The organism is Deinococcus metallilatus (assembly GCF_004758605.1).
In the GTDB taxonomy this organism is placed as follows: Bacteria; Deinococcota; Deinococci; order Deinococcales; family Deinococcaceae; genus Deinococcus; species Deinococcus metallilatus.
This window is the reverse complement of record NZ_CP038512.1, coordinates 68,483-91,655: the sequence shown is the minus strand read 5'-3', so window position 1 is coordinate 91,655 and position 23,173 is coordinate 68,483. Positions and strand designations below refer to the sequence as shown.

Genomic DNA, 23,173 nt, shown 5'->3' with positions numbered 1-23,173 from the left:
GGCCCCACGCTCCGCGTACCGTTCCCTATATGAAACCGCTGCTGCTGACTGCCCTGCTGCTCGCCGCCCCGGCTGCCACTGCCCAGACTTCCATCCCGGCGATTCCCGCCACACCACCTCCATCCACCGCGGCACCGAGGGCCGCACCCGGTACGGCCGCGACCACCACCCTGCGCCTGACCGCGCAGCCGGGGACGACGGTCGAACTGACCGCCAACGTCAAAACCCAGCTCACGCTGGAGGACGTGCAGGTCACCAAACCTGGCGGCCAGCCCGCCAGCGCCGCCGAGGTCGCCAGGCTGCGCGCCGACATCCAGAAGGGGCTCAGCAGCGGGGCGGCCGCGGTGCCGTCGATCAGGACCCTCTACAAGGTGCAGGACCGCGCGGCGGACGGAACGGTGACCCTGCTGACCAGCGTGGTGACCAGCGTGCCGGGACAGCCGCCCATCAGTCTCCGCCTCACGCAGACGGTCGCGCCGGACGGCAGGACCCGGATCACGCGCGTGGAGAGCGATAACCCCACCGTTCAGGCCGCTCTTCAGGCCCTTCCCCCCGACGTGCTGCAAGCCCAGGCGAATCAGGGCGGCAATCTGACCGACCTGTACGGCCAGACCTTCACGGTCGGGCAACCCCGGACGCAGACCCGGACGGTGGACGCGCAGGCGTTGCTGGGCAGCATGTTCGGGGCTATGGCCGCCAGCATGGGCGGGGGAAATCCTTTCAGCAACCTGAAGGCGACGCCGCTCACCGTCCGGACCACCATCACCTACCGGGGCATGAACGCGGGTGGCCAGCGCGTGTTCGACACGAGCAGCACCGCGGGCGCCTGGACTATCGAACTGGGCGACCAGACCGAGCCGATGCACCTCAAGCTGGAACTGCTGGACCTGACGGAAAGCGGCCAGAGCCTCTACCGACCCGACGGGCTGCCCGCCGGACAAACTGGGACGCAGACCATGCGGATGCGCCTGACCATGACCGAACCGGACGGCTCGCAGACGCAGATGCTGCTGCGCCTGAATCAGAACGTCAGCATGCAGGGCCGCTGACACCAGGAAAGGGCAGAGGTCGGGCGGGCAGCCTGGAGAGCCGGACCTCCGCCCTGCCCTGTCTGGAGCGCAGCGCCTCAACAAGGGCCTGGACGGCGGGTGACCGGCGGTATCAGCCCCGTTCCTGAGAGCAGGCAGGGGTGAGCAGGCCCCGTAAGAGCCTGTTTCAAAAGTCAGGCAGGACTTCTCAGAGACGTGATAGAGAGACGTTTTTTGCTCCTCCCCCTTGAGGGGGGAGGCTGGGAGGGGGTGAACAGGCCGGGCATCCCAGCGCACCCTACCTTCAATGAGGATCCTTCTGAAACAGGCTCTAAGCCGCGTCCACCTCGTAGTCGGTGAGGTCAGGCCGCGCGGCACCGCCGCCTCAATGGGTGCCATACCTCCGCGCGTCCCTCCTCGCTCCGTCCTTACTTCCCGAACCGCCGTTCCCGCCCCTGGAAGTCGCGCAGGGCGCGCAGGAAGTCCACCCGTCGGAAGCCCGGCCAGTACACGTCGCAGAAGTAGTACTCGGAATAGACGCTCTGCCACAGCATGAAGCCGCTGAGGCGAATCTCGCCGCTGGTGCGGATGATGAAGTCGGGGTCGGGGGTGCCCGCCGTGTAGAGGTGCGCGCTGATGTGCTCCGGCTCCAGCGCGGCGATCACGTCCTCCAGCGCCTTGCCCGCCGCCGCCTGCTCCGAGAGGTGCTGTTTCACGGCGTCCACGATCTCCTCGCGGCCCCCGTAGCCCACCGCGATATTCAGCAGCATGCCGTCATAGTCGGCGGTCTTTTCCTCCAGTTCGCGCAGGGCTTCGAGCACGTTGCCGGGGAACTCCTGGTGCTGCCCGATGGCCCGGACCCGTACGCGGTTGCCGTGAATGCGCGGATCGCGGGCGAGGTTGCGCGCCTCGCGGTCGAAGAGGCCCATCAGGTGCCGCACCTCTTCGGGGTCACGGGTGATGTTGTCGGTGGACAGCACCCAGATGGTCACGGCGGGGATGCCCAGTTCCAGGCACCACTGGAGGACCTCGTGCGCCTTGTCGATGCCGAACTCGTAGCCCATCTCGCGTTCCATCCCGGCCGCGCGGGCAAAGCGGCGGTTGCCGTCCAGAATCAGGCCCAGGTGGCGGGGCATCCTGCCGTGGGCCTTGACGGCGCGCCCCAGGCGTTGCTCGTAGCCCCACAGCAGGGCGCCGCGCGCCGCGTCCCGCGTCTTCTTCGCGGTGCGGACGGCGACCTTCAGGGGTTCACGGCTCATAACGCGGGTCAGTTTACCGCCTGGTTGGGAAACGTGCTTCCACCGAAAGGGGCACTCAGGCCGGGGCAAACAGGGACGCCCGCCGTCTTTCCCAGAGCGCGAGAGCTTTATGGTCCAGGCGGGACAGGGCCGCCTCGGCCACGGGGGAACGGGCCGGGCCGCCCACCCCGGCATAGACCGTCAGGGTGATGCGGCGGTGCGTCATGCCGTGCGTCACGGTCCCCAGTTCGCCCGTCACGCTCGCGCCGAGCCGGGTCGCCAGCCGGGTCAGTGCATCCCGTTCGGTTTCGCCGTCCGCCACCACCTCGGTCGGCAGGCCCATCAGGCCGCCCAGCAGCGTGCCCTGGCGGCGTTCCAGCACGGCCTCCCGCGCGTCTCCGAGCAGCAGCGCGACCGCCCGCACGTCCCGCACCGCCGCGCGCACCTTCGGCGCCGGGAAGGCCGCCGGATCGCCCGACGCGAACGCCGCGCACCACGCCCACACCGGGCACTCGCCGCACTTAGGCGCTTTCGGCGTGCAGACCGTTGCGCCCAGGTCCATCACGCCCTCATTGAAGGCACCGGGGCGGGATGGGTCGAGCAGTTCGTCCGCCCGCGCCTGCACCCAGGTTTCGGTCGGCTGCCGCTCACCGTGCAGCCGTGCCAGCACCCGGCGCACGTTCCCGTCGTTCACCGCCCGCGCTTCCCCGCAGGCAAGGCTCGCCACCGCCGCCGCCGTGTACGGCCCGACGCCCGGCAGCGCCCGCCAGCCTTCGTAGCTTGCCGGAATCCCTTCCCGAGCCAGCACGCCCGCCGCCTTGTGCAGATTTCTGGCCCGGGCGTAGTAGCCGCAGCCCTCCCACGCCTTCAGCACGGCCTCGATGGGCGCGTCGGCCAGGGCCTGCACCGTCGGGAAGGCTTCGAGAAACCGCTCGAAGTACACCCGCCCCCGGCTCACCTGCGTCTGCTGGAGCAGCACTTCCGACACCCACACGCGGTAGGGATCGCGTCTGCCTTCTGGTCCTACTCGCCAGGGCAGAGCACGGCCCGAGCGGTCAAACCAGGCCAGCAGCGCGGCCCGCACGGCAGGCAGGTCGGTGGAGGAAAGCGTCACCGCGCGAGTGTAGCGGGGGCAGCGCGCCCCGACCGTGTCTTTTGCCAGGCCAGGGCAAACGGACGCCCCGGCCCGGAGCGTCCGCTGGGCGGCCATCGCCGAGCCGCCGCTGCCCCCCGACATCCAGAAGCCGATGCGGTAAGAGCTGACGCTGATCACCAAGGCCAGCACCACGAAGGTGAGGGCGGCGATCTCACGCGGCGTGAAGAAACGGTCCTCGCTCATCAGTAGAGCCTCCAGCCGGGAAAGAGTTCCAACTTGGCGATCAGGCGGGCCAGCACCCAGTAGGCCAGGCTGATCACCTCGCTGTAGGGGATGGGCGCGCTGGTCAGCGGGAACGCGGGGGCGTACATGGGGAACAAGGCCTGATCTCGCCCGGACTGCCGGGCGGCGGTGGTATGCTCCCCGGACTGTCCGCCGCAGCGTGAAAGGAGGGCTATGGGCCTGATCATCATTTCCAACCGCGAGCCGTACGCCCCGAAGCGCGGCGAGGACGGAGAGCTGCGCTGGGTGCCGTCCATCGGTGGCCTGACCGCCGCGCTCGACCCCGCGCTGCAACACGCGGGCGGCACCTGGATCGCCTGGGGCGAGGAATTGCCCGAGATATCAGAGGTCGATCTTCCCCAGGACGCGCCGCGCTACCGCCTCAAGCGCCTGCGGCTGAGCGAGGCCGAGGTGCGCGATTTCTACTACGGCTTCTCGAACCGCGCCCTGTGGCCGATGAGCCACTACTTCATCGGGCGGACCAAGTACCAGACCGCCACCTGGCGCGCCTACGTGAATGTGAATCGCCGCTTCGCCAAGGCCGCCGTGGAGAGCTACCGCGAAGGCGACCTGATCTGGGTCCACGACTACCAGCTCGCCCTGGTGCCCCGCATGATCCGCGAGGCGCTGCCCCACGCCCGCATCGGCTTCTTCTGGCACATCCCCTGGCCGTCCGCCGAGGTGTTCCGCACCCTGCCCTGGGACCGCGAACTTCTGGATGGCCTGCTGGGTGCGGACCTGATCGGGATGCACACCCAAGATTACGTGCGCTACTTCCAGATCGCCTGCGAGCGGGTGCTGGGTGCGGAGACGGAGGGCGACACGGTGCGCTGGCAAGACCACATCTCGCGCATGGTGGCCCGGCCTATCGGCATCGAGGTGGAGACGTTCGAGGAGCTGGCCACCAGCCCCGAGGTGGAAGAGGAGGCCGACCGCATCCGGCGAACCTTGCAGACCCAGATTCTGCTGGGTGTGGACCGCCTCGACTACACCAAGGGCATTCCCGAGCGCCTGGAAGCCTTCGACGCCTTTCTGGACCGGCATCCCGAGGCGCGGGGGCGCGTGACGCTCCTCCAGATCGCCGTTCCCAGCCGCGAGCGGGTGGAGTCCTACCGGCAACTGCGTGCACAGGTGGAGGGCCTGGTGGGGCGCATCAACGGCAAGCACACCCGTGACGGCTGGTCCCCCGTCCAGTACATCTACCGCGGCGTGTCCCGCGAGGAACTGGTCGCCCACTACCGCGCCGCCGACGTGATGCTGGTGACGCCCCTGCGCGACGGGCTGAACCTGGTCGCCAAGGAGTTCGCGGCCTCCTCGCGTGACGGCGTGCTGATCCTCTCGCGCTTCGCCGGGGCCGCCGACGAGATGCCCGAAGCCCTCCAGGTGAACCCCTACAACGTGGACGGGCTGGCGGGGACCTTGCTCGAAGCCCTCCAGATGCCCCTCGATGAGAAAAAGGCCCGATTGCAACGCCTGCGCGAGCGCCTGAAGCAGAGCGACCTGCACGCCTGGGCGGAAGGCTTCATTCAGGAACTGGCGGCGACATGACGCTCCCGCCCGAACTGCACACGCTGGGGGACCGTCCCCTGCTGGTCATCTGCGACTACGACGGTACCCTCGCACCCATCGTCCATCGTCCCGAAGACGCCTTCCCACAACCCGGCGCCCGCGAGGCCCTGCGGCGCCTGACCGCCCATCCCGCCCACCATGCGGCCATCGTGACGGGCCGCCGCGCGGAACAAGTTCACGCCTTCCTGAACCTCCCCGACCTGCCCGTGATCGGCCTGCACGGCATGGAATGGCCCGGCGAGGAGATCAGACCCCCTAACGAGGAGGCCCTGCGCTTCATTGCCGCGCAGCTTCCCGACGTGCCCGGCCTATGGCTGGAGGACAAGCGCTGGACCCTCGCCGTCCACTACCGCGCGGTGCCCGAAGCGCAGCAGGCGAACGTGGAGGCCGCCCTGGCCGCCGTCCCCCTGCCCGAGGGGTGGGAGGTGATCGCCGGAAAGAAGATCCGCGAGTTCCGGCCCGCCGGGTTCGGGAAGGGCCGCGCGGCGCAGCAACTCGCCCTGACCTTTCCCCTGCACCTCCCCGTCTTCCTCGGCGACGACGTGACCGACGAGGAGGGCTTCGTGGCGTTGCGGGGGCAGGGAGGCGTGACGGTCAAGGTCGGGGAGGGGGCGACGGCGGCGGAGTACCGGATTGCCAGCCCGGCGGAGGTGGTGGCGCTGCTGGAGGCCTGGGCCGACACGCCCGCCTGACCCACCCTGTCCTAACGAACGGGAAAACTCCCCCTCCCGGCCCGCCCGTATGCTGGATCCATGCAAGTCCTCTCGCGGGCCGCGCTGCTTCTGGGTGTCGTGATCGTCCTGATCGCGGCCTTTTTGCTGGTCAAGAACGTGATCGACATCAACCAGCTCCACGCCGTCGCCAACGCCAACCGCAGCAAGGACTCCCCCAGCCCCACCAACAGTATCCTGCTGATGACTGGCCTCACGCTCGCCGGGGGCTTCCTGAGCGGTCTGGGCCTGAGCCTGGGGTGGGGGCGGCGCACACCTCACCCCTGAGAAGCTTTCAGCCCGCCGCGTCTTGGCCCACGACCGCCTGCACCCGCCCCACCTGCCCACTCGTCAGCCGCACCTTGATGCCGTGCGGATGCGTGGGCGAGCGCGTGAGCAGTTGCGCGACCACGCCGCGCGTGAGCTTGCCGGTGGGCTGGTCCTGCTTCTGCACGATATCGACGGTGAGGCCAGGGCGGATGGCGGAACGGGGTGGGGGCGTCATGGAGGGAGGATAGGAAGGATAGGGGAGAGAAGGTTGAGGCTGCTTTGCCCTCCTTCACCATCAACTTCTATGACCATCCGTCGGGCACCCATGCTCCCAGCCGCTCTAGATCGGTGGGCACCGCGTACAGGCACACTCCCAACTGATCGCCCACACTGAACGCCGCGCCCCGGCAGCTCACGCGCCCGCGCTCGACAGCCGCACCCCACGCCAGCGTGAATGACCCGCTGGAGGAAGGTGCCCCGTGTTGCTCCTCCACCGCTGCCAGCACCCGCTCAGGCGTCGCCTCCCGCACGTCGTACCGCATTCGGAACCACCGCCGTCCCACGTCCTGCACCAGCACTACGCGCCCCCAGCCTGGTCCGCTCAGCAACTCCTGGGCCAGGGAGAGCCACCACGCCCGCACGCCGGGCGGTACGTCCTCCCACCCGTCGGGCTGGGACTCTGCCGCCCAGATGCAGGAGAGGCGGGCGTTGGGAGGCGGGTGGACTCGGGCGAGGGCGTGGCGGAGGTCGGGGGTGGAATTTTTGTTTACCATGTCTAATCCTCCAGTTATAGGTTGAAATTATATAGTTCTATGGTATTGTAGAACGATTACCGGGAACAAAGTTCACGTTGGGGAATCTTCTTAACTCTGGTGCTACAGTCCTACTATGCATGGGGAGAATTGAAATGAACGAGCTTACCATCAGGCAAATCATAGAAAAGATCCTGAATGGACAACTGAGAGTGCCTGCCTTCCAGCGGGGTTTTGTTTGGGATTCAAATAGAGTTGCATATCTAATGGACAGCATCTACAAGAGGTATCCTTTTGGTTCCATATTATTATGGAGAACTAAGGAGAGCCTGAAATATGAAAGAAGGCTAGGACCTTTTGACCTTCCCCCTCTTGAGCCAGACTATCCACTTGATTACATACTAGATGGTCAGCAAAGGATTACCTCAATATTTGGTGTTTTTCAAACAGACTTAGCTCAGCAGGAAGATGAGGATTGGATGCAGATATATTACGATTATACTGCTAATCCTGACGCCCAGGAGTCTCAATTTACGGCATTAAAGCCTAGCGAATTTGATCCTCAACGGCATTTTCTACTAAGAAATCTTTTTGATACTACGGCTTACAGGCGAGCCACTCGTGATCTGCCCGATGATGTCGCAAATAAAATTGATGCTATGCAGGCCGTATTTAAGGAGGCTAGGGTACCTGTACAGTTAATTGAAACCGAGGATAGGGCCACCGTTGCCATTGTATTTGAGAGGGTAAATCAAAAGGGCGTTGAATTAGATACTCTACAGCTACTATCCGCTTGGACCTGGAGTGAAGACTTTGATTTACAGAGAAAGTTTATAGACTTGGCTGACGATCTAAAGCCCTTCGGCTTTGAAGACGTGGGGCAAGATACAAATCTCCTGATGAGATGTATCTCTGCCGTTCTAACTAGGAGTGTTAATGTTAATGATCTCATCAAGCTTAACGGTGGGGAAGTGAGATCTAGATTTGACGAAATCGCTACAGGTGTGAAAGGTGCAGTAGACTTTCTTAGAATGAATTTATCTGTTTACTCCTTGCAGAACCTGCCCTCACCAAACATCCTTATACCGCTAACTGTGTTTTTCTCCCATGCTCCTAAAGGGCAATTAAGATACACAGCAGAACAGAAACATGACATACTTAAATGGTTTTGGAGGGTATCGTTTACGCGGAGATACAATAGCCAGCCCGTTGCTAGTCTTCAGGAAGACATAGGTCAAATAATAAACTTAAAAAATGGAAAAGACCACAAGCTAGGAGACTTTCCACATGAAATAACAGTGGAGTACTTCACTTCCCAGGAATTTAGAATTAACACTATTGCCTCCAAGACGCTAATTCTAATGTTGGCAAATAAGAAGCCGTTAAGTTTTATATCTGGTAATGAAGTAAGTCTCGCTAAGGTTTTGAAAGAATATAATCGTAATGAATTTCATCATATCTTCCCACAAAAATATCTCAAAGAAAAGGCCACAAAATACGGTTCAAACACTCTGGCCAATCTTACCTTTCTGAGTCGCTCTGATAACAACCAAATATCCTCTCGCCCACCTAGTCAATACAGGTCTTTGATGCCAGATCAGGCAGATGAGATTTTGTCGAGGGCTATGATACCAAGCGATTTCATTAATGATAACTATGATGAATTTGTTAACAAGAGGGCGCTTCTGTTAAAGGGGCAAGCGGTGTTACTTATGGAGAGAGGCTATTAAAAACCTAACTACACCACCCCCAACCACTTCTCCTCCTCGTACAGCCGCTCGGCTACGAACTGCTTGAGGAGGGTCTGATAGGGCACCTTCTTCAAGGCGGCGACATGCTTGAGCCGCTTTTCCATGTCCTCGTCAAGGCGCAGGGTGGCGATGTGGGTGGGTGGCTTTGGGCTGGCGCGGCTGCCGGGGCTTTTTGTGGCGGAGGCGTGCGGCGAGGGCCTGCAATTCAGGGTCGTTCTTGCCTTCCTCGATCATGCCAGGGCCGATGCTGTGCGTCTGCCAGAACTCGATGTATTCCTCTTCGGTGGCGAATTCGGGAATCTCGGCAAGGGAGTTTATGATGGGCATGTGGTCGTAGTCGCGGGCCATCCGTTTCCCCCGGTCCTTCCCGCCGAATAGAAAACACTGCCCCTGTCCTAAAGGGCAGTGTACACACTCGTAAGTTTCCCGCTTGCTCAAACCTCCAACGCCAGCTTGTCCACATCATTTAGCAGCGGCGTCCCCGCCGGATATTCCCCCGTGAAGCACGCGCCGCACAGGCCCTGGCCGCCGATGGCCTGCCTCAGCCCTGGTTCGCTGATGAAAGCGAGGGTGTCGGCACCGATCAGCTCCCGGATTTCCTCGACGCTGTGCGTGCTGGCGACCAGTTCCTTGCGGGCGGCGGTGTCGATGCCGTAGAAGCACGGGTGGGTGATAGGCGGGCTGGAGACGCGGAAGTGGACTTCCCTCGCGCCCGCCTCGCGCAGCAGGTTCACGATCTGGCGGCTGGTGGTGCCGCGCACGATGGAGTCGTCCACCAGAATGACGCGCTTGCCCCGCACGGCGCTGGTGGGCGAGAGCTTCATCTTCACCTTCAGCTCGCGCGCTTCCTGGGTGGGGGCGATGAAGGTGCGGCCCGCGTAGGGGTTCTTGTAGAGGCCGTAGTCGAAGGGAATGCCGCTCTCACGGGCGTACCCGATGGCCGCGCCGATGCCGCTGTCGGGGACGGGCACCACGATGTCGGCCTCCACCGGCTTCTCGCGGGCGAGCTGTTCGCCCATGCGGATGCGGCTGGCGTGGATGTCCACACCGTCGAGTTCGCCGTCGCTGCGGGCAAAATAAATCCACTCGAAGGAACAGGGCGTGGGCCGCCTGGGTTCGACCAACAGGGAGTGCAGGCCGCCTCTGTCGAACCACACCAGTTCGCCGGGCTGCACGTCGCGGATGAGTTTCGCGCCGACTGCGTACAGGGCGCAGGGTTCGGAGGCCAGCACCCACGCGCCGTCCTCCCGCTGCCCGATCACCAGCGGCCGGACACCGTGCGGGTCGCGGAAGCCCAGCAGCGTGTGGCGACTCATCAGCACGCAGGCGTAGCCGCCCTTGAGCTGCTTCATCGCGCCCGCCGTCGCCTCGATCAGGTCCATGTGCGACTCGCGGGCGATCAGGTTCAGCATCACTTCCGAGTCGTTGGTGGTCTGGAAGAGGGCACCTTCCATCAGCATCGCGCTGCGGACCTCGCGGGCGTTCACGAAGTTGCCGTTGTGCGCCAGGCCCAGGATGCCCTTGTTGGTGCGGGTGGTGAGGGGCTGGGCGTTGAAGCGCAGATTCGAGCCGGTGGTGGAGTAGCGCACGTGGCCGATGCTCACGTGGGCATTGGGCAGGCGCAGGCCGTCCAGCCGCCGCTCGTCGAAGACCTGCGTCACCAGCCCCAGGTCCTTGTCCACGTGGAACTTCTCGCCGTCGCTGACGCACATACCCGCCGCCTCCTGCCCGCGGTGCTGGAGGGCAAAGAGGCCCAGGTACGTGAGCCAGGCGAGATCGTTCGGCTGGGGCGAGTAGAGGCCGAACACGCCGCATTCGTCCTGCGGCTTGTCGGTGGCAGGATCGAAGATCACGCCAGAATCTCCCGCAGCGGCGTCTCAAAGGCCGTTCTCAGCGTCTCAAGGTTCACGCTCAACTGTACGTTTGCCCCCGTGACCGAAATGGTGACGCGGTCACTGCCCACACCGCTCTCGCCCAGCGCCGTATAGGGGACCCCCAGGCCATCCAGCACCTCCTGCGCCGCCTGCTCGTGGCCCAGCGGAATCGCCACGATCACGCGGCTGTGCGCTTCCCCGAACAGCACGGCATCGGGGCGCGCGCCTTCCGGGGCCTTCAGTTCGACCTTCAGCCCCTGCCCGCCCGCAATCGCCATCTCGGCCAGCGCCACCGCCAGCCCGCCTTCCGAGCAGTCGTGTGCGGTGGTCGTCAACCCGGCACGAATCAGGGCGAGGGTGCCCTTGATCACGCGCTTTTCCAGCTCCAAGTCGAGGTCCGGAACCTGCCCCGCCTCCAGCCCGTGCACGGTTTCGAGGTACTGCGAGGCGCCGATGGTGGTCGCGTGGCGGCCCAGCAGGTAGAGGGTCTGCGGCCCGGCCTTCAGGTTCATGGTGGCGCGCTGCGTCACGTCAGGCAGGACGCCGACCATGCCGATGGTGGGTGTGGGGTGAATGGCGACCTTGTGATCCCCCTCGGTGTACTGGTTGTAGAGGCTCACGTTGCCGCCCGTGACGGGCGTATTCAGTGCGCGGCAGGCGTCCGCGATGCCCTGCACCGCCTGCTGAAGCTGAAAGTACACCTCGGGGTTGTGTGGGTTCCCGAAGTTGAGGTTGTCGGTGATGGCGAGCGGCGTCGCGCCCACGCAGGCGAGGTTGCGGGCAGCTTCCGCGACGGCGGCGGCGGCTCCCTTGTAGGGATCGAGGTACACGAAGCGCGGGTTGCAGTCGGAGGTCGCGGCCACGCCCATCCGGCTGCCCTTCACACGCAGCACGGCGGCGTCGGCAGCGCCCGGCACCAGCACCGTGTTCGTCATCACCTGATAGTCGTACCGCTCGAAGATCGGGCGTTTACTGGCAATCGTGGGGTGCGAGAGCAGGTCCACCAGCACCGCGCCCAGGTCGCCGGGGACGGGCACGCCGCTGAGGTCACGCTCGCGCCTGGCCTTGATTTCCTCAGATTCCACGCCCTCGCGGGTGTACTTGGGGGCCTCGTTCAGCAGGGCGACGGGCAGGTCGCACACCACCTCGCCCTTCCACGTCAGGCGGTAGCGGTCATGCGCCTCCACCTCCCCGATGGTCACCACGTCCAGTTCCCACTTGGCGAGGAGGTCCAGCAGTTCCTGCTCGCGCCCGGGCACCGGCACCAGGATCATCCGCTCCTGCGACTCGCTGAGGCACAGTTCCATCGGCACCATACCGCTCTCACGGGTGGGCACGAGGTCGAGGTCCATCGTGATGCCCAAGCCCGCGCGGTAGGCCATCTCGCACGTGCTGGACACCAGGCCCGCCGCGCCCATGTCCTGCACGCCCGCGACCAGGCCCGCCTGGATGGCCTCCAATGTGGCCTCCAGCAGCAGTTTTTCCATGAAGGGGTCGCCCACCTGTACGGCGGGGCGGTCCGCCTGACTGGCCGCGCTGAGGTCGGCGGACGAGAACACCGCGCCCCCCAGCCCGTCGCGCCCGGTCTTGGAGCCAACGTAGACAATCTGGTTGCCCACCGCGCCCATCGTCCCCTTCGCCAGATCCTCGTGGCGCAGCAGGCCCAGGGCCATCACGTTCACCAGCGGATTTTCCTGATAGGAGGGGTGGAAGGTCACCTCGCCGCCCACGGTCGGCACGCCAATCGCGTTCCCATAGTGAGAGATGCCCTCCACCACGCCGTTCAGCAGGAAGCGGGTGCGGGGGCTGTCGGGGTTGCCGAAGCGCAGGGAGTCCAGCACGGCGAAGGGCCGCGCGCCCATTGCGAAGATGTCGCGCAGGATGCCGCCCACGCCGGTCGCCGCGCCCTGCACGGGTTCCACCGCCGAGGGGTGGTTGTGGCTCTCCATCTTAAAGGCCACGCCCCAGCCTTCCCCGATATCCACGACGCCCGCGTTTTCGCCGGGGCCTTGCAGCACCTGGGGCCCGGTCGTGGGAAAGGCGCGGAAGAGGGGCCGCGAGTTCTTGTACCCGCAGTGCTCGGACCACATCGCGCCGACGATGGCGGCCTCCAGCGCGTTCGGCTCGCGCCCGATGCCTTCGATGAGGAGGTCGTATTCCTCGGTGGTCAGGCCGAAGGTGGCGGCCTGGGGGCGAAGGGATTGAGGGGGGGTAACGTTAGTCATTGTCAGCCTCAGAAGAGCCTCGTGGTGGCTCAAAGGTGTCTAGCTTTTGGCGATAGCCCGTCCTCTCCGTTGCAGGAGATATGAGAATCACGTAATCGGGCAAAGTAACGCCGCTGCTTGGGTCCATGCCTTGATCTTTGCACTCGGCGTTCCAATCCAACATGTGTACCCGGACGGTGTAGATTCCCGGCGGAAGCTTGAATCGGATAGCACGCTCCGGTTCATGTCCAATTTCTTCTATAGCACTGAGAGCGCATGAGTCTTCTGTCTCCAAAAGATACGAATCTGATTTCAAGAAGAGATACTTCTGCTCCCTGTCGGTCAGGCTGGGGTTTCTGGAAACTCGTAGTGTGAATTCGGCAGCGCCGTCGGCGCGGATATAAATCGGCACGAAGGCTCCCGAAGCAATATGACGAAGAATATCCTTGTCCTCGCCAAGCTCATCCTCCCACTCCTCGTAGCCCGTGATGTGTTGGAAGGTTTGCCTATCCCAGACGGCCCACATTCCGGCGTCTGTTGAAAGCAACATTCGAGCCTCAGCCTCATTCATTATGCTGCTCCGGCATCAGCTTCCCGGCAGCGTCTTGCAGCCTCACGTCAAAGGTCAGGAACTTGATTTCGGTGCTTCCGCGCAAGGCGAGGCCCGAGGCGAGGTGGAGGGCGTCCATCGCGCGGAGGCCCTGTTGAGCCTTCAGGACGTCAGCGGCGATTTTGGAGACGGTGGCAGAGACTTCAACGACATTGACCTGCTCCCAGTTGTCTTCAAAGGCTTGCCGGGTCGTCCAGTACACCTCCTCGCTCATGCGCCCCTGCTGAAGCTGACGGGCAAAGACACCGCAGACCTCTGCGTAAGTGATGGCGCTGCTGGCGAGGTCGCTGCTTTTCTCAAGGGCAGCTTCGACTTGTGCGGCTTCACCCAGGTTTTCGTCCGTGAACAGCTTGACGAAGGCGTTGGAATCCAGATACAGCGTGGTCATTCCACATGTCCCCGCAGGTCATCCAGAATCTCCTGAGCCGAGGGGCCGGGGGCGACTTTGGCACGGTAGCCGTTGTACTTGAACACCTTGCGGTTGCTGGCATCGTAGACGGGCGGTATTGCCGTCTGGGGCGCGTCAGGCACGTCCTCCAGCATCTCCGTGATGGCGACTTTCTCACCCCTGACGCGCCCCAGCGCCTGCAAAATCTTGGCGACGGTATCCAGGTCGATGCGCTGCACAGGCTTGCGGGCCAGGCTGTAGACCGTGTTGGGCGCAACGCGGCCTTTCACCTCCTGCACCAGCCGGTACGCGGAGATGTCATGTTCTTGCAGGTAACGTCCCAGGTTGAGGCGTAGCGTCATACTGTCATCTTACTGTAGTACGAAGAGTTAAGTGTTACTTCGCTTTCAGGCTCTCGAACATCCCCAGCCCGTCCGCGCTCCCCAGCAGCAACTCCACCGCCCGCTCGGGGTGCGGCATCATGCCCAGCACGTTGCCGTCCTCGTTGATGATTCCGGCGATGTCGTTGAGGGAGCCGTTGGGATTGTCCACGTAGCGGAAGACCACGCGGCCCTCGGCCTCCAGGCGGGCAATCGTTTCGGGGTCGGCGTAGTAGTTGCCCTCACCGTGGGCGATGGGGATTTCGATGACCTGATTCGCCTCGTACGCGCCCGTGAAGGCAGTCTGGTGGTTCTCCACGCGCAAGTGGACCGGCGCGCAGTGAAAGTGCAGGTCACGGTTGCGCGAGAGGGCACCGGGCAGGAGTCCCGCCTCGGTCAGCACCTGAAAGCCGTTGCACACGCCCAGCACGTACCCGCCGCGCTCGGCATGTTCCTTCACGGCGGCCATGATCGGGCTGCGGGCGGCAATCGCGCCGGAGCGGAGGTGGTCGCCGTAGGAAAAGCCACCCGGCAGGAACGCCAGCTCGGTGCCTTCTGGCAGGCCCGCCTCGGTGTGCCACACGAACTGCGCCTCCGGGTCCAGCGTCAGTCGCGCGGCGTGCAGCGCGTCGGCGTCGCAGTTGGAGCCGGGGAATTGAATCACGGCGGTCTTCACGCGCCCGCCACCTCGCGCCCTTCCTGCATAGGCACAGCTTCCAGCTCCCAGCGCGCGTTTTCCATGATGGGATTGCTCAGCACGTTCTCCACGATGTCGGCCAGTTGGCTTTCCACTTCCGCCCGCTCGCCGCTCAGCGTGAGTTCGATGTACTTGCCGACGCGCACGCCCGACACGTTCGCGTAATCCAGGTGCGACAGCGCCCGCTCGACGGTGCGCCCCTGCGGATCGAGGATGGAAGGCTTGAGGGTGACGAAGACTTTGGCGTGGTAGGTGGGCATGGAAACCTCAGGGATTAGGGGTTAGTCGTTAGGAGTCAGGAAAAGCAGGAAGGGGGGAAAGTGAGGTTGGGGCTGTTCCTAAGCCCTCAAACCTAATCCCTGACCCCTTCCCCCGTCACGCGCCGCAGCATTTCCGCATAGGCGTCCTCCACCCCGCCCAGGTCGCGGCGGAAGCGGTCCTTGTCGAGCTTCTCGTTCGTCTCGGCGTCCCAGAAGCGGCAGGTGTCGGGGCTGATCTCGTCGGCCAGGACGATGGTTCCGTCCGGCGTCCGGCCGAATTCCAGCTTGAAGTCCACCAGGCGGATGCCGCGCTGCTCGAAGTAGGGCACCAGGAAATCCCGCACCTTCAGCGCGAGTTCGCGGATGCGCTTCAGGTCGGCCTCGCTGGCCCAGCCGAGGGCGACGGCGGTATCGCTGTTGATCAGGGGATCGCCCAGCGCGTCACTCTTGTAGCAGTATTCGACGACGGGGCGGGCCAGGGGCGTGCCTTCCTCCAGACCGAGCCTCTTGGCAAAGCTCCCCGCCGCGACATTCCGCACGATCACCTCGACGGGAATGATCGTGACCGCACGCACGCGCTGTTCGCGGTCGCTGAGCTTTTCGAGGAAGTGGGTGGGCACGCCTGCCCGTTCCAGCAGGGGGAAGAGGTGGGCGGTGATCGCGTTGTTGATCTCGCCCTTGCCCTGAATCTGGGCGCGCTTCACGCCGTTGAAGGCGGTGGCGTCGTCTTTGTACTCCACCACGTATTCCAGGGGGTTCTCGGTCGCGTAGACCTTTTTCGCCTTGCCTTCGTACCGTTGCTCAAGCTTCATGCCAGGACTCCCAAAGTAGGGCGAGCGTCCCCGGCATGGGCTGCGGGCGGACGCTCGTGGATTGCGCGTGGCTGTTCATGGGCGGGCCTCCATCGCCGCCTCTCGGGCGGGCTTACCGTGCGGGGCACGGGGCGTCTCGCGGGACGCGGGTGGAAGGGGTGAGGAGCTGTGCAACCTGCCCGAACCGGGTAGAGGATTGCCGTAGGTCACCTTAACACCGCATGAAGCCCGGCAAGGTGAGGCCGTGCGGGGAAGGGGTCAGGAACTAGGTTTGAGGGCTTAGAAAAGGCGCGTCCCCTGCTCTTTTCCCTAACGCCTCACGCCTTCCCGCCCGCACAAACCGCACCCGTCCCGCGAGGTCGGGGAGAACCTCGGCCTGCCAGCCCTGTTCCCGGAGTTCGGCGGCAAATGGGGCCGCGTTGCGTGGATCGAGTTCCAGCAGCAGCACGCCGCCCGGCACGAGGGCCGCCACGGCCTCCGCCGCCAGGGGCCGCGCCACCTCCAGCCCGTCCGGTCCCGCATACAGGGCGAGAGTGGGATCGAAGCGGACTTCCGGGTCGGCCTGTTCGCGGTCTGTCTCGGGCAGGTAGGGCGGATTGCTCACGATCAGGTCGAAGGGACCGGAGAGGCCCGCCAGCAGGCTGCCTTCCACGAAGGCCACCTCCAGGCCGTTCAGCCCGGCATTTTCCCGCGCCAGCGTCAGCGCCTCCGGGCTGAGGTCGCTGGCGCTGACGCTGGCCTCCGGACGGGCCGCCTTCAGCCCCAGCGCGAGGGCGCCCGTACCGGTGCCCACGTCCAGCACACGCGGCGCGGACACGGTCCCGAGCGTTTCCAGCGCGAGGTGCAGCAGCCATTCCGTCTCGGGCCGGGGCACCAGCGCCCGCCGGTCCGTTCGCAGGCGCACGCCGCCCCACTCCACCTCGCCCAGCAGGTGCTGGAGGGGAATCCGGGCTGCCCGCCGCCGCAGCAGGTCCGCCAGCTGGGCCGCGTCCGCCTCCGGCACCGGCTCTGAACCGCGCGTGAGCAGCGCCGCGCCGCCGAGGTTCAGGGCGTGCAGCACCAGCGCCCGCGCGTCCGCCTCGGGCGAGGGGACGCCCGCCTCGCGCAGCAGGCGCGTGGCCTCGTGCAGCCAGGCGCGGAGGGTGGGGGGAGGCAGGCTCTCGCCCATATGGAGAAGGTGCCGGAGCCGGGGCGGCTGGCCCTCTAGCCGTGACGCGGCTTGATGATCAGCCGACGCGCCGACCCCTCCCCGACCGACTCGGTGGTCACGTCGGGGTGTTCCTTGAGCGCGATGTGGATCACGCGGCGGTCGGCGGCGGGCATGGGCTGGAGTTCGTGGGCCTCGCCGCTCTTGGCGACCTGCACGGCCAGGCGCTCGGCCAGGCGGGTCAGTTGGTCGGCCTGCCGCTTGCGGTAGCCGCCCACGTCCACCCGCACACGCAGGTCGCTGCGGCCCGCCTGCTTGGCCAGCACCGTGTAGGCCAGCACCTCGATGGCCGCCAGCGTGCGCCCGTCGCGTCCGGCCAGCCGCCCGGCGTTCTCCCCGCCGATCTCGGCCTCCAGCGCGTCCTCGCCCCCCCGCACGCTGACGGTGAGCGAGGGGTCGATGCGGGAGGTCAGGCCCCGCAGGAAGCGTTCCAGCACCGCGCGGGGGTCCTCGTGCGCGGCCTCCAGGGCAGAGGAGGCGGGCGCGGCGACCTCCGGCGCGGGCGGCGGCGCGCTCTCGTCCGCGTCACTGATCCCCAGCCCCGCGAGATAGTCGTCGAGGTTCGTGCGGTTGTCCATAGCGGCAGTGTAGCGCGGCGGCTCTCACGGCACTCCCACAGTGGGCAGGAAGCCGCAGGCAGAAGGCCCCGCCTCCAGGCGCTACCCCAGCAGCTTCTTCAGCACCTGCCCGACGCGCGGGACCTGGTCACTCAGCAGGCGGCCCCCCACGGCGAAGTCGCGCGGCGGGTACGGGTGGAAGCGCAGATTGACGCTGTCCAACCGGTTCTGCGGCACCCCGAACAGGGAGGCCAGGACCGGCGTGAGCCGCGCCGCCACCCGCCGCTGCTGCCGCACGCTCATGGACCAGTCGGAGAGTTCCACCGTCACGTCCGGCGTGCCCCGCTCGTCCGGCGTGCGGCCCCCGATAAACAGGTCAGCCTCACCGTAAGGGACGAACTGCACCGTCGTATGCTCGCGCAGTTCCTCCCGTGAAGGGCCGCCGCGCGGGTGATAGAACAGCGCCTCCACCTCATCCGTCAGGCGGCGGGCGATCAGGCGGCGCTGGTCGGCGGTCAGGGCCGGGCAGGTGACGCGCAGGTACGGCATGAGGCAGTGTAGGCGGCCCGCCCGCTCAGCCTTCCGCGTCCTTTTCCACCAGATACGCCCGCTCGATCACGTCCGGCGTGCCGGGCATCCCGGGCTGGATGCGCGTCAGGCGGTCCAGCACGTCCAGGCCTTCCACCACGCGCCCGAAGACGGTGTGCCGCCCGTCGAGGTGCGGGGTCGGGCCGAAGGTGATGAAGAACTGCGAGCCGTTGGTGCCGGGGCCGCGGTTCGCCATGCTCAGCGTGCCCTTGCGGTCGTGGCGGAGGTCGGGGCTGAACTCGTCCTCGAAGTCGTAGCCGGGGCCGCCCGCGCCGGTGCCGGTGGGGTCGCCGCCCTGCGCCATGAAGCCGTCGATCACGCGGTGGAACTTGATGCCGTCGTAGTAGTGGTGGCGCAGCAGGTACGCGAACGAATTGACGGTGACGGGCGCCTCGTCCGGGAAGAGGTCCAGCACGATGCGGCCCTTGCTGGTCTCGAACACCGCGCGGTAAGCCTTGCCCGGTTCGATGCCCTCGCCCAGTTCGGGAGCCTGCGAGAAGCGGGTCTGGCGCTCGGAGGAGAGTTCCGGGGTCGGCGTGTAGCCTTCGGGCTGGTAGGTGTCAGAGGAGGTCATGGGGGCATTGTAGCGAGCGGTCAGCTTTCAGCGGTCAGCCGTCAGCGGTGAAGGCTTAAGCTTTGGCCCCGGCCGCTGAAAGTTCTCCCACCACCCACTCTCCCCCGCGCATCAGCGCCTCGCGCTGGCCGCCTTGCGTGATGCCGTCCACGTCGGTGTCGGGGGTGCCGATCATCCAGTCCACGTGAATCAGGCTGTCGTTGCCGCCCGCCGCGCGCAGGGCTTCGGGGTTCTCGCCGTGCTGCACATTGGTGGGGTAGCAGCGGCCCAGGGCGATGTGCGAGGCGGCGTTCTCGTCGAAGAGGGTGTTCAGGAACAGGGTCCCGGTCTGCGCGACGGGGGCCGAGGCAGGGACCAGCGCGACCTCGCCCAGGTGGGCGGCGCCCTCGTCCGTCAGGGTCAGTTGCTTCAGCGTCTCCTCGCCCCGGTCGGCGCTGACCTCGACCGCCTTCCCGCCCTCGAAGCGCACGCGGATACCCTCGACCAGTTGGCCGCGCAGGCTCAGCGGCTTGCTCGCCACCGCCACGCCGTCCACGCGGTTCCGGTGTGGGGCGGTGAAGACCTCATCGGTGGGTAGGTTGGGCACGCCGCGAATCCCATTTTTCGCCGTTTCCGCACCGCCCTGCCAGATGTGGTTCTCGGCCAGGCCGACGGTGAGGTCGGTGCCCAGCCCGGATTTGAAATGAATGGCGGCGTACTGCTTGCCGTTCAGGTACTCGGTGAGGCGTTCGAGCCGCGAGAGGTGCGCGTCCCAGGCGGCCACCGGGTCGGGCAGGTCGGCGCGGGTGACTTTGAAAATGTCGTCCCACAGGCGGGCCACGGCCTCCTCTTCCGGCAGGTCGGGGTAGACGCGGCGTGCCCAGGCGGGGGTGGACATGGCGGCGACGGTCCAGTTGACCTCGAAGCCGCCGATGGCCTTTTGCACATGCCGTGACATCTGTGCGGAGAGCTTGCTGCGCCGCGCGACCCGGTCCGGGTTCACGCCTGCCAGCAGCGCCGGGTCACTTCCCAGGATGGAGATAAAGGCGTAGCCGTCGGTCACCAGATGTTCACTCTCCTGCGCGTCCCACTCGGGCAGGAAGTCCACCGCCGCGTCGGTGCCGTCCTCGTAGAGCGCGAGGGCGAGGTGCTGGTCGTTGTAGTCCACTCGCACATCGGTCGCCCCCGCCCGATAGGCCGCGCGCGCCACCAGCCGGGCCAGCGCCGCCGCCTCGACGGGCGCGTTGACCTGCACCTTGCCGCCTTCCGGCAGGTTCACGCCTGTCCGGACAAGCAGTTCGGCATAACGTGCCAGCTTCTCTTCAAACCCAGGGTTGGAGGTCATAGGCGTCACTCTACGGCGTCAACTTGAGGGGAGCGTTGGGACCGCTTCCCCGGCCGTCACCCGCCAGTACACGCCTTTCTCACGGGCCAGCAGGCCCAGGCCGACCAGCTCGCGCCGCAGGGTGAAGAAGTCGGGGTGGAACCCGGCCAGGATGTCATTCACCTCGCGTTCGGTGTAGGTGCGGCCCGGCTCGAAGAGGTTCGCCAGTTCAACCAGGATCACGTCGCGTTTCTTGCGCTGGGCGGGAATCCGGGTCAGCCGCCCGTCCTTCAGGAAGGCGCGCAGCACGCGGGCGCGGTAGGGGTCCTCGGGGGCGGGCGCGTTCGCTTCCCCCCGGATCAGGGCGGCCAGCGTCACGTCGAGGGCGGCCCGGTTTGCCCCGTGCAGGCGGTGGTGGCCCTCCTGGCGCACGGTGGTCAGCCCCGCCTCGGCCAGCCCCGCGAGGTGGTGGCTGACCGTCGCGGGCGCGAGGTTCATCAGCCGCGCGAGCGTCTCGCCGGGCAGCGGTTCGGTCCAGATCAGGCGCAGCAGCGTGAGCCGCGCCGGGTGCGAGAGCGCGCGGAAGACGGCGGCGCGGGCGTTCAGATCGGCACTCACGGCTGCACCTCGCGCGGCCAGGGGCGTTCGCCGTACGCGATGAAGTGGCTGGCGGCGTAAATCTCCAGGGCGGCCCACAGCGTGTCCAACCGGGCCTGGGCTTTGGCCGTGGCCGCGCGGTCACCTTCCGCGCGGGCCAGCCGCATATCCCGCTCCGCGTTGGTCAGCAAACCTTCGAGGATGCGGCGGTACTCGGCATTCATCCGCACCTGGGGCGCTTCAGGTCGAGCTTGCATCATTTCGACCCCTTTCGAGTCAAGAATAACTCGATTCGACAAGGATCGAAGTAGAAAGGATGACCTATTGCAAGGCGAGGGCTGCGGAACCTCCACCCATTACGCTAAGCCATGCGCCGCTTCTGGCCGCTCCTCGCCGTCCTCCTGTGGGCGCTCTTCACGTTCGGCCCCCTCCTGAGCGTGCTGGTCGCCTCGGCGGTCGCCACAGCCAACGGCTGCGCGCTGGACGAGGGGAGCATTCACCCCTGCGTGATCGCCGGGTGGAACGCGGGGGGTCTGCTGTACACCCTCGGCGTGCTGGGCTGGCTGATGCTGCTGACGCTGCCGGTCGGGGCGGTCGTGGGCGCAGTGGGCGGCGTGCTGTGGTTGGTGTGGTGGGGACGGCGGAAATGGGTACGCGACCGCTGAAAGGTCAGGACTGGCGCGCAAACGGGTTGAGTGTTTGGTCTGGGAGGCAGGGCCTGCTTACCCTCACCCGGCCTCCTCCCCAAGACGCTTGATGCGCATTACAGGTCTAGCGGGCCGGACAATTTTCCCGTCTGACACGAGGCCGAGCTTCGCTCGCCACCCCCCTCGCCAACCCTCTCCTGCGGAGCTGTGCCAGTCCCCCGCAAGGGGGGCGGGGGAAAAAAGCCCATCCGAGACAGCAAGTTTCTATTGCGCATCAGGCGTTTCAGGGGAAGGAGAACAACAGCGGTAACGCGCTCTCGTTGTCAAAGCGTGTCCGTCGTAACCTGGCGGCTCTTGGCTGACCGCTAAAAGCTCCCCCTTCCCCCTACCACCCCTCGATCTGCCGCCCTGCCTCGAACGCAGCCACACCCGCCGCCACCGCCAGGTTCAGGCTGCGGCCCCCGCCGGGCTGCGGGAGCTTGAGGGCGGGCAGTCCCTCGCGCAGCCAGACCGGCAGGCCGCGCGATTCCGGGCCGAACAGCAGGAAGTCTCCCCGCTGAAAACCCGCGCGGGTATGCAGCGCGGTCGCGTGCGTGCTGAAGGCCCAGACTCGCGCGCCGGGGGGCAGGGCTGCCTGGAAGGCTGACCAGTTCGCGTGCTCAAACAGCGTCACGCCCTGCACGTAGTCCATCACCGCCCGGCGGAACTCGCGGTCGTGCAGGTGGAAGCCGAAGGGGCGGATCAGATGCAGGTCCGCGCCCAGCACGGCGCAGGTGCGCGCGACGTTGCCCACGTTCCCCGCCTTCTCCGGCTCGAAGAGGACGACGTTGAGGAGCGGTTCCCTCACCCCTCCACCTGCCGGAGCAGCACCGTGACCCGCACCTGGACGTGGTCCGGCGCGAGGCCCTCGGAGGTCTTGAAGCTCACGCCCACCTCGGTTTCGGCCAGGCCCAGCAGCGTCGCCACATTGCGGGCGATGTCGGCCCGCAGCGGCCCCAGCTTGGGGCGGTCGAGGGTGACCACCAGCGCCACGTTCGCCGGGGCGTACTTCCACTCGCGCACCAGCGCCAGGCTGTCTTCGAGAATTACCCGCGAGTCCACCCCCGCGTGCGCCGAGTCGGTGTCCGGGTAATACTGCCCGATATCTCCCAGCGCCAGGCCCGACAGCAGCGCGTCGGCCAGCGCGTGCAGCACGGCGTCCCCGTCACTGTGGGCGATGGGGCCGCGCTCGGCGTGCGGGATAGGCACGCCGCCCAGCACCAGCGTCCGCCCTTCCGCGAGGCGGTGCGCGTCTTCTCCGTAACCGATGCGAAGTGGCAGGGTCATGGGGGGAGTGTAGGGGGGAAACAGGGTGGGAGCCTTGTAACCTGAGGGCTGATGTGGCTGGAGTGGGGTGTCACGGGTGGCCTTGTGGCCGTTTATCTGTGGGTGATGTGGCAGGCCTCCCTGCTGGCCCTCCATTCTGCTGGGCAGGAACGCCTGCACTGGGCAGGACTGGCCTTGCTGCCCCCCAGCGCCTTGCTGCTGCTCGGCTGGCACGCCCTGACGCCGCCTGACCTCTGGCGGGCGGCCTTACTGGACGTGCATCCCGTGACGCTCCACACAGGTTCCGAGGCCCTGCCGCTGTATCTGCTGATGCTCGTTCACGTGTTGCTGCCCGTAGCTATCGGCTTACCGCTTCTGAAGCAGCCTGGGCTTCCCCGTCCCGGGTTCACAGTTCTGCTGCTGGTCTGGCTGCTCTGGTGGCCGACCATGCTGCTCGTCTGGCGCCGCTGAGCG

30 protein-coding genes are annotated in these 23,173 nt (G+C 65.9%); 7 read left to right on the top strand and 23 right to left on the bottom strand.

What is annotated here, in order from left to right:
* Nucleotides 1–29 precede the first annotated feature (29 nt).
* Nucleotides 30–1,049 (top strand): hypothetical protein, encoded by a 1,020-nt coding sequence (locus E5F05_RS06295; protein ID WP_129117778.1) that lies wholly within the window; start codon nucleotides 30–32, stop codon nucleotides 1,047–1,049.
* A gap of 407 nt (nucleotides 1,050–1,456) precedes the next feature.
* On the opposite strand, the gene E5F05_RS06290 is transcribed toward E5F05_RS06295, so the two are convergent.
* The 3 genes from E5F05_RS06290 to E5F05_RS21880 are packed head-to-tail and all read right to left on the bottom strand — an operon-like array spanning nucleotide 1,457 to nucleotide 3,733.
* Nucleotides 1,457–2,287, bottom strand: a complete 831-nt coding sequence (locus E5F05_RS06290) for an isoprenyl transferase (protein WP_129117777.1) — start codon at nucleotides 2,285–2,287, stop codon at nucleotides 1,457–1,459.
* Nucleotides 2,288–2,342: 55 nt separating this feature from the next.
* Entirely contained in the window at nucleotides 2,343–3,605 is a 1,263-nt protein-coding gene (gene mutY, locus E5F05_RS06285; protein WP_241687065.1) for an A/G-specific adenine glycosylase, read from the bottom strand.
* Nucleotides 3,605–3,733 carry a hypothetical protein gene (locus tag E5F05_RS21880; RefSeq protein WP_260177131.1) on the bottom strand — a complete coding sequence of 43 codons (129 nt, stop codon included), beginning with the start codon at nucleotides 3,731–3,733 and terminating at the stop codon, nucleotides 3,605–3,607. Before E5F05_RS21880 ends, mutY begins: the two co-directional genes overlap by 1 nt.
* An 85-nt stretch (nucleotides 3,734–3,818) precedes the next feature.
* Between E5F05_RS21880 and E5F05_RS06280 the strand changes: the two genes are divergently transcribed.
* From E5F05_RS06280 to E5F05_RS06270, 3 genes are read left to right on the top strand one after another with little or no spacing between them, the layout of a single operon-like run.
* On the top strand, nucleotides 3,819–5,192 hold the full coding sequence (locus E5F05_RS06280; RefSeq protein ID WP_129117776.1) for an alpha,alpha-trehalose-phosphate synthase (UDP-forming): 1,374 nt from the start codon (nucleotides 3,819–3,821) through the stop codon (nucleotides 5,190–5,192).
* Entirely contained in the window at nucleotides 5,189–5,905 is a 717-nt protein-coding gene (gene otsB, locus E5F05_RS06275) for a trehalose-phosphatase (protein WP_129117775.1), read from the top strand. The genes E5F05_RS06280 and otsB overlap by 4 nt, the downstream gene beginning before the upstream one ends.
* A 60-nt stretch (nucleotides 5,906–5,965) precedes the next feature.
* Nucleotides 5,966–6,211, top strand: a complete 246-nt coding sequence (locus tag E5F05_RS06270) for a hypothetical protein (protein WP_129117774.1) — start codon at nucleotides 5,966–5,968, stop codon at nucleotides 6,209–6,211.
* Between the two features lie 7 nt (nucleotides 6,212–6,218).
* On the opposite strand, the gene E5F05_RS06265 is transcribed toward E5F05_RS06270, so the two are convergent.
* Both E5F05_RS06265 and E5F05_RS06260 read right to left on the bottom strand, forming a co-directional pair.
* On the bottom strand, nucleotides 6,219–6,428 hold the full coding sequence (locus tag E5F05_RS06265) for a YwbE family protein (protein WP_129117773.1): 210 nt from the start codon (nucleotides 6,426–6,428) through the stop codon (nucleotides 6,219–6,221).
* 67 nt (nucleotides 6,429–6,495) lie between these two features.
* On the bottom strand, nucleotides 6,496–6,966 hold the full coding sequence (locus E5F05_RS06260) for a hypothetical protein (RefSeq protein WP_129117772.1): 471 nt from the start codon (nucleotides 6,964–6,966) through the stop codon (nucleotides 6,496–6,498).
* 134 nt (nucleotides 6,967–7,100) lie between these two features.
* Here E5F05_RS06260 and E5F05_RS06255 point away from each other — a divergent pair, with 134 nt between their 5' ends.
* Nucleotides 7,101–8,675 carry a DUF262 domain-containing protein gene (locus E5F05_RS06255; protein ID WP_129117771.1) on the top strand — a complete coding sequence of 525 codons (1,575 nt, stop codon included), beginning with the start codon at nucleotides 7,101–7,103 and terminating at the stop codon, nucleotides 8,673–8,675.
* Nucleotides 8,676–8,807: 132 nt separating this feature from the next.
* Here the strand turns inward: E5F05_RS06255 and E5F05_RS06250 are convergent, their stop codons facing one another.
* The 16 genes from E5F05_RS06250 to E5F05_RS06175 all read right to left on the bottom strand — a co-directional run bounded on the left by E5F05_RS06250 (nucleotide 8,808) and on the right by E5F05_RS06175 (nucleotide 21,007).
* Nucleotides 8,808–9,044, bottom strand: coding sequence for a hypothetical protein (locus E5F05_RS06250; RefSeq protein WP_129117770.1), 237 nt, complete (start codon nucleotides 9,042–9,044; stop codon nucleotides 8,808–8,810).
* A gap of 86 nt (nucleotides 9,045–9,130) precedes the next feature.
* Nucleotides 9,131–10,549 (bottom strand): amidophosphoribosyltransferase, encoded by a 1,419-nt coding sequence (purF, locus tag E5F05_RS06245; RefSeq protein WP_129117769.1) that lies wholly within the window; start codon nucleotides 10,547–10,549, stop codon nucleotides 9,131–9,133.
* Entirely contained in the window at nucleotides 10,546–12,795 is a 2,250-nt protein-coding gene (purL, locus tag E5F05_RS06240) for a phosphoribosylformylglycinamidine synthase subunit PurL (RefSeq protein WP_129117768.1), read from the bottom strand. The genes purF and purL overlap by 4 nt, the downstream gene beginning before the upstream one ends.
* Complete coding sequence (locus tag E5F05_RS06235; protein WP_129117767.1) at nucleotides 12,788–13,345, bottom strand: hypothetical protein; 558 nt, start codon at nucleotides 13,343–13,345, stop codon at nucleotides 12,788–12,790. Before E5F05_RS06235 ends, purL begins: the two co-directional genes overlap by 8 nt.
* A complete protein-coding gene (locus E5F05_RS06230) occupies nucleotides 13,338–13,772 on the bottom strand; it encodes a type II toxin-antitoxin system VapC family toxin (RefSeq protein WP_129117766.1) in 435 nt (144 codons plus the stop codon). Before E5F05_RS06230 ends, E5F05_RS06235 begins: the two co-directional genes overlap by 8 nt.
* Complete coding sequence (locus E5F05_RS06225; RefSeq protein ID WP_129117765.1) at nucleotides 13,769–14,134, bottom strand: helix-turn-helix domain-containing protein; 366 nt, start codon at nucleotides 14,132–14,134, stop codon at nucleotides 13,769–13,771. The genes E5F05_RS06230 and E5F05_RS06225 overlap by 4 nt, the downstream gene beginning before the upstream one ends.
* 34 nt (nucleotides 14,135–14,168) lie before the next feature.
* On the bottom strand, nucleotides 14,169–14,828 hold the full coding sequence (gene purQ, locus E5F05_RS06220) for a phosphoribosylformylglycinamidine synthase subunit PurQ (protein ID WP_129117764.1): 660 nt from the start codon (nucleotides 14,826–14,828) through the stop codon (nucleotides 14,169–14,171).
* The gene (purS, locus tag E5F05_RS06215; protein WP_129117763.1) at nucleotides 14,825–15,109 is read right to left on the bottom strand and encodes a phosphoribosylformylglycinamidine synthase subunit PurS; all 285 of its coding nucleotides are present in this window, start codon (nucleotides 15,107–15,109) and stop codon (nucleotides 14,825–14,827) included. The genes purQ and purS overlap by 4 nt, the downstream gene beginning before the upstream one ends.
* 92 nt (nucleotides 15,110–15,201) lie before the next feature.
* Complete coding sequence (gene purC / locus E5F05_RS06210) at nucleotides 15,202–15,921, bottom strand: phosphoribosylaminoimidazolesuccinocarboxamide synthase (RefSeq protein ID WP_129117762.1); 720 nt, start codon at nucleotides 15,919–15,921, stop codon at nucleotides 15,202–15,204.
* Nucleotides 15,922–16,186: 265 nt separating this feature from the next.
* Nucleotides 16,187–17,089, bottom strand: coding sequence for a peptide chain release factor N(5)-glutamine methyltransferase (gene prmC, locus E5F05_RS06205; RefSeq protein ID WP_129117761.1), 903 nt, complete (start codon nucleotides 17,087–17,089; stop codon nucleotides 16,187–16,189).
* A gap of 35 nt (nucleotides 17,090–17,124) precedes the next feature.
* On the bottom strand, nucleotides 17,125–17,706 hold the full coding sequence (locus tag E5F05_RS06200; protein WP_129117760.1) for a Jag family protein: 582 nt from the start codon (nucleotides 17,704–17,706) through the stop codon (nucleotides 17,125–17,127).
* 81 nt (nucleotides 17,707–17,787) lie between these two features.
* Nucleotides 17,788–18,234 (bottom strand): tautomerase family protein, encoded by a 447-nt coding sequence (locus tag E5F05_RS06195; protein WP_129117759.1) that lies wholly within the window; start codon nucleotides 18,232–18,234, stop codon nucleotides 17,788–17,790.
* Nucleotides 18,235–18,259: 25 nt separating this feature from the next.
* Nucleotides 18,260–18,847, bottom strand: coding sequence for a peptidylprolyl isomerase (locus E5F05_RS06190; protein WP_129117758.1), 588 nt, complete (start codon nucleotides 18,845–18,847; stop codon nucleotides 18,260–18,262).
* 55 nt (nucleotides 18,848–18,902) lie between these two features.
* Nucleotides 18,903–20,171: an aminopeptidase gene (locus E5F05_RS06185; protein ID WP_129117757.1), complete on the bottom strand. Its 1,269-nt coding sequence runs from the start codon at nucleotides 20,169–20,171 to the stop codon at nucleotides 18,903–18,905.
* An 18-nt stretch (nucleotides 20,172–20,189) separates the two neighbouring features.
* Complete coding sequence (locus E5F05_RS06180; RefSeq protein WP_164973371.1) at nucleotides 20,190–20,768, bottom strand: DUF2087 domain-containing protein; 579 nt, start codon at nucleotides 20,766–20,768, stop codon at nucleotides 20,190–20,192.
* The gene (locus tag E5F05_RS06175; RefSeq protein WP_241687064.1) at nucleotides 20,765–21,007 is read right to left on the bottom strand and encodes a hypothetical protein; all 243 of its coding nucleotides are present in this window, start codon (nucleotides 21,005–21,007) and stop codon (nucleotides 20,765–20,767) included. The genes E5F05_RS06180 and E5F05_RS06175 overlap by 4 nt, the downstream gene beginning before the upstream one ends.
* A 108-nt stretch (nucleotides 21,008–21,115) precedes the next feature.
* Here E5F05_RS06175 and E5F05_RS06170 point away from each other — a divergent pair, with 108 nt between their 5' ends.
* Complete coding sequence (locus tag E5F05_RS06170) at nucleotides 21,116–21,412, top strand: hypothetical protein (RefSeq protein WP_129117755.1); 297 nt, start codon at nucleotides 21,116–21,118, stop codon at nucleotides 21,410–21,412.
* Nucleotides 21,413–21,779: 367 nt separating this feature from the next.
* On the opposite strand, the gene E5F05_RS06165 is transcribed toward E5F05_RS06170, so the two are convergent.
* The gene (locus E5F05_RS06165) at nucleotides 21,780–22,241 is read right to left on the bottom strand and encodes a tRNA (cytidine(34)-2'-O)-methyltransferase (protein ID WP_129117754.1); all 462 of its coding nucleotides are present in this window, start codon (nucleotides 22,239–22,241) and stop codon (nucleotides 21,780–21,782) included.
* Nucleotides 22,238–22,720, bottom strand: a complete 483-nt coding sequence (gene ispF, locus E5F05_RS06160; protein ID WP_129117753.1) for a 2-C-methyl-D-erythritol 2,4-cyclodiphosphate synthase — start codon at nucleotides 22,718–22,720, stop codon at nucleotides 22,238–22,240. The genes E5F05_RS06165 and ispF overlap by 4 nt, the downstream gene beginning before the upstream one ends.
* A gap of 84 nt (nucleotides 22,721–22,804) precedes the next feature.
* Here ispF and E5F05_RS06155 point away from each other — a divergent pair, with 84 nt between their 5' ends.
* Nucleotides 22,805–23,170: a hypothetical protein gene (locus tag E5F05_RS06155; protein ID WP_129117752.1), complete on the top strand. Its 366-nt coding sequence runs from the start codon at nucleotides 22,805–22,807 to the stop codon at nucleotides 23,168–23,170.
* The last annotated feature ends 3 nt before the right edge of the window (nucleotides 23,171–23,173 follow it).

Excerpts from the sequence above, each read along its gene's own strand:
- E5F05_RS21880 (WP_260177131.1), bottom strand. The coding sequence starts at position 3,733 with ATGTACGCCCCCGCGTTCCCGCTGACCAGCGCGCCCATCCCCTACAGC.
- E5F05_RS06250 (WP_129117770.1), bottom strand. The coding sequence starts at position 9,044 with ATGGCCCGCGACTACGACCACATGCCCATCATAAACTCCCTTGCCGAG.
- E5F05_RS06260 (WP_129117772.1), bottom strand. The coding sequence starts at position 6,966 with ATGGTAAACAAAAATTCCACCCCCGACCTCCGCCACGCCCTCGCCCGA.
- E5F05_RS06225 (WP_129117765.1), bottom strand. The coding sequence starts at position 14,134 with ATGACGCTACGCCTCAACCTGGGACGTTACCTGCAAGAACATGACATC.
- purS (WP_129117763.1), bottom strand. The coding sequence starts at position 15,109 with ATGCCCACCTACCACGCCAAAGTCTTCGTCACCCTCAAGCCTTCCATC.
- E5F05_RS06200 (WP_129117760.1), bottom strand. The coding sequence starts at position 17,706 with ATGGACAACCGCACGAACCTCGACGACTATCTCGCGGGGCTGGGGATC.
- E5F05_RS06190 (WP_129117758.1), bottom strand. The coding sequence starts at position 18,847 with ATGACCTCCTCTGACACCTACCAGCCCGAAGGCTACACGCCGACCCCG.
- E5F05_RS06265 (WP_129117773.1), bottom strand. The coding sequence starts at position 6,428 with ATGACGCCCCCACCCCGTTCCGCCATCCGCCCTGGCCTCACCGTCGAT.
- E5F05_RS06295 (WP_129117778.1), top strand. The coding sequence starts at position 30 with ATGAAACCGCTGCTGCTGACTGCCCTGCTGCTCGCCGCCCCGGCTGCC.
- E5F05_RS06290 (WP_129117777.1), bottom strand. The coding sequence starts at position 2,287 with ATGAGCCGTGAACCCCTGAAGGTCGCCGTCCGCACCGCGAAGAAGACG.
- E5F05_RS06195 (WP_129117759.1), bottom strand. The coding sequence starts at position 18,234 with ATGCCGTACCTGCGCGTCACCTGCCCGGCCCTGACCGCCGACCAGCGC.
- E5F05_RS06270 (WP_129117774.1), top strand. The coding sequence starts at position 5,966 with ATGCAAGTCCTCTCGCGGGCCGCGCTGCTTCTGGGTGTCGTGATCGTC.
- E5F05_RS06235 (WP_129117767.1), bottom strand. The coding sequence starts at position 13,345 with ATGAATGAGGCTGAGGCTCGAATGTTGCTTTCAACAGACGCCGGAATG.
- E5F05_RS06255 (WP_129117771.1), top strand. The coding sequence starts at position 7,101 with ATGAACGAGCTTACCATCAGGCAAATCATAGAAAAGATCCTGAATGGA.
- ispF (WP_129117753.1), bottom strand. The coding sequence starts at position 22,720 with ATGACCCTGCCACTTCGCATCGGTTACGGAGAAGACGCGCACCGCCTC.
- E5F05_RS06170 (WP_129117755.1), top strand. The coding sequence starts at position 21,116 with ATGCGCCGCTTCTGGCCGCTCCTCGCCGTCCTCCTGTGGGCGCTCTTC.
- E5F05_RS06230 (WP_129117766.1), bottom strand. The coding sequence starts at position 13,772 with ATGACCACGCTGTATCTGGATTCCAACGCCTTCGTCAAGCTGTTCACG.
- E5F05_RS06175 (WP_241687064.1), bottom strand. The coding sequence starts at position 21,007 with ATGATGCAAGCTCGACCTGAAGCGCCCCAGGTGCGGATGAATGCCGAG.
- E5F05_RS06185 (WP_129117757.1), bottom strand. The coding sequence starts at position 20,171 with ATGACCTCCAACCCTGGGTTTGAAGAGAAGCTGGCACGTTATGCCGAA.
- mutY (WP_241687065.1), bottom strand. The coding sequence starts at position 3,605 with ATGAGCGAGGACCGTTTCTTCACGCCGCGTGAGATCGCCGCCCTCACC.
- prmC (WP_129117761.1), bottom strand. The coding sequence starts at position 17,089 with ATGGGCGAGAGCCTGCCTCCCCCCACCCTCCGCGCCTGGCTGCACGAG.
- purL (WP_129117768.1), bottom strand. The coding sequence starts at position 12,795 with ATGACTAACGTTACCCCCCCTCAATCCCTTCGCCCCCAGGCCGCCACC.
- purC (WP_129117762.1), bottom strand. The coding sequence starts at position 15,921 with ATGAAGCTTGAGCAACGGTACGAAGGCAAGGCGAAAAAGGTCTACGCG.
- otsB (WP_129117775.1), top strand. The coding sequence starts at position 5,189 with ATGACGCTCCCGCCCGAACTGCACACGCTGGGGGACCGTCCCCTGCTG.
- E5F05_RS06280 (WP_129117776.1), top strand. The coding sequence starts at position 3,819 with ATGGGCCTGATCATCATTTCCAACCGCGAGCCGTACGCCCCGAAGCGC.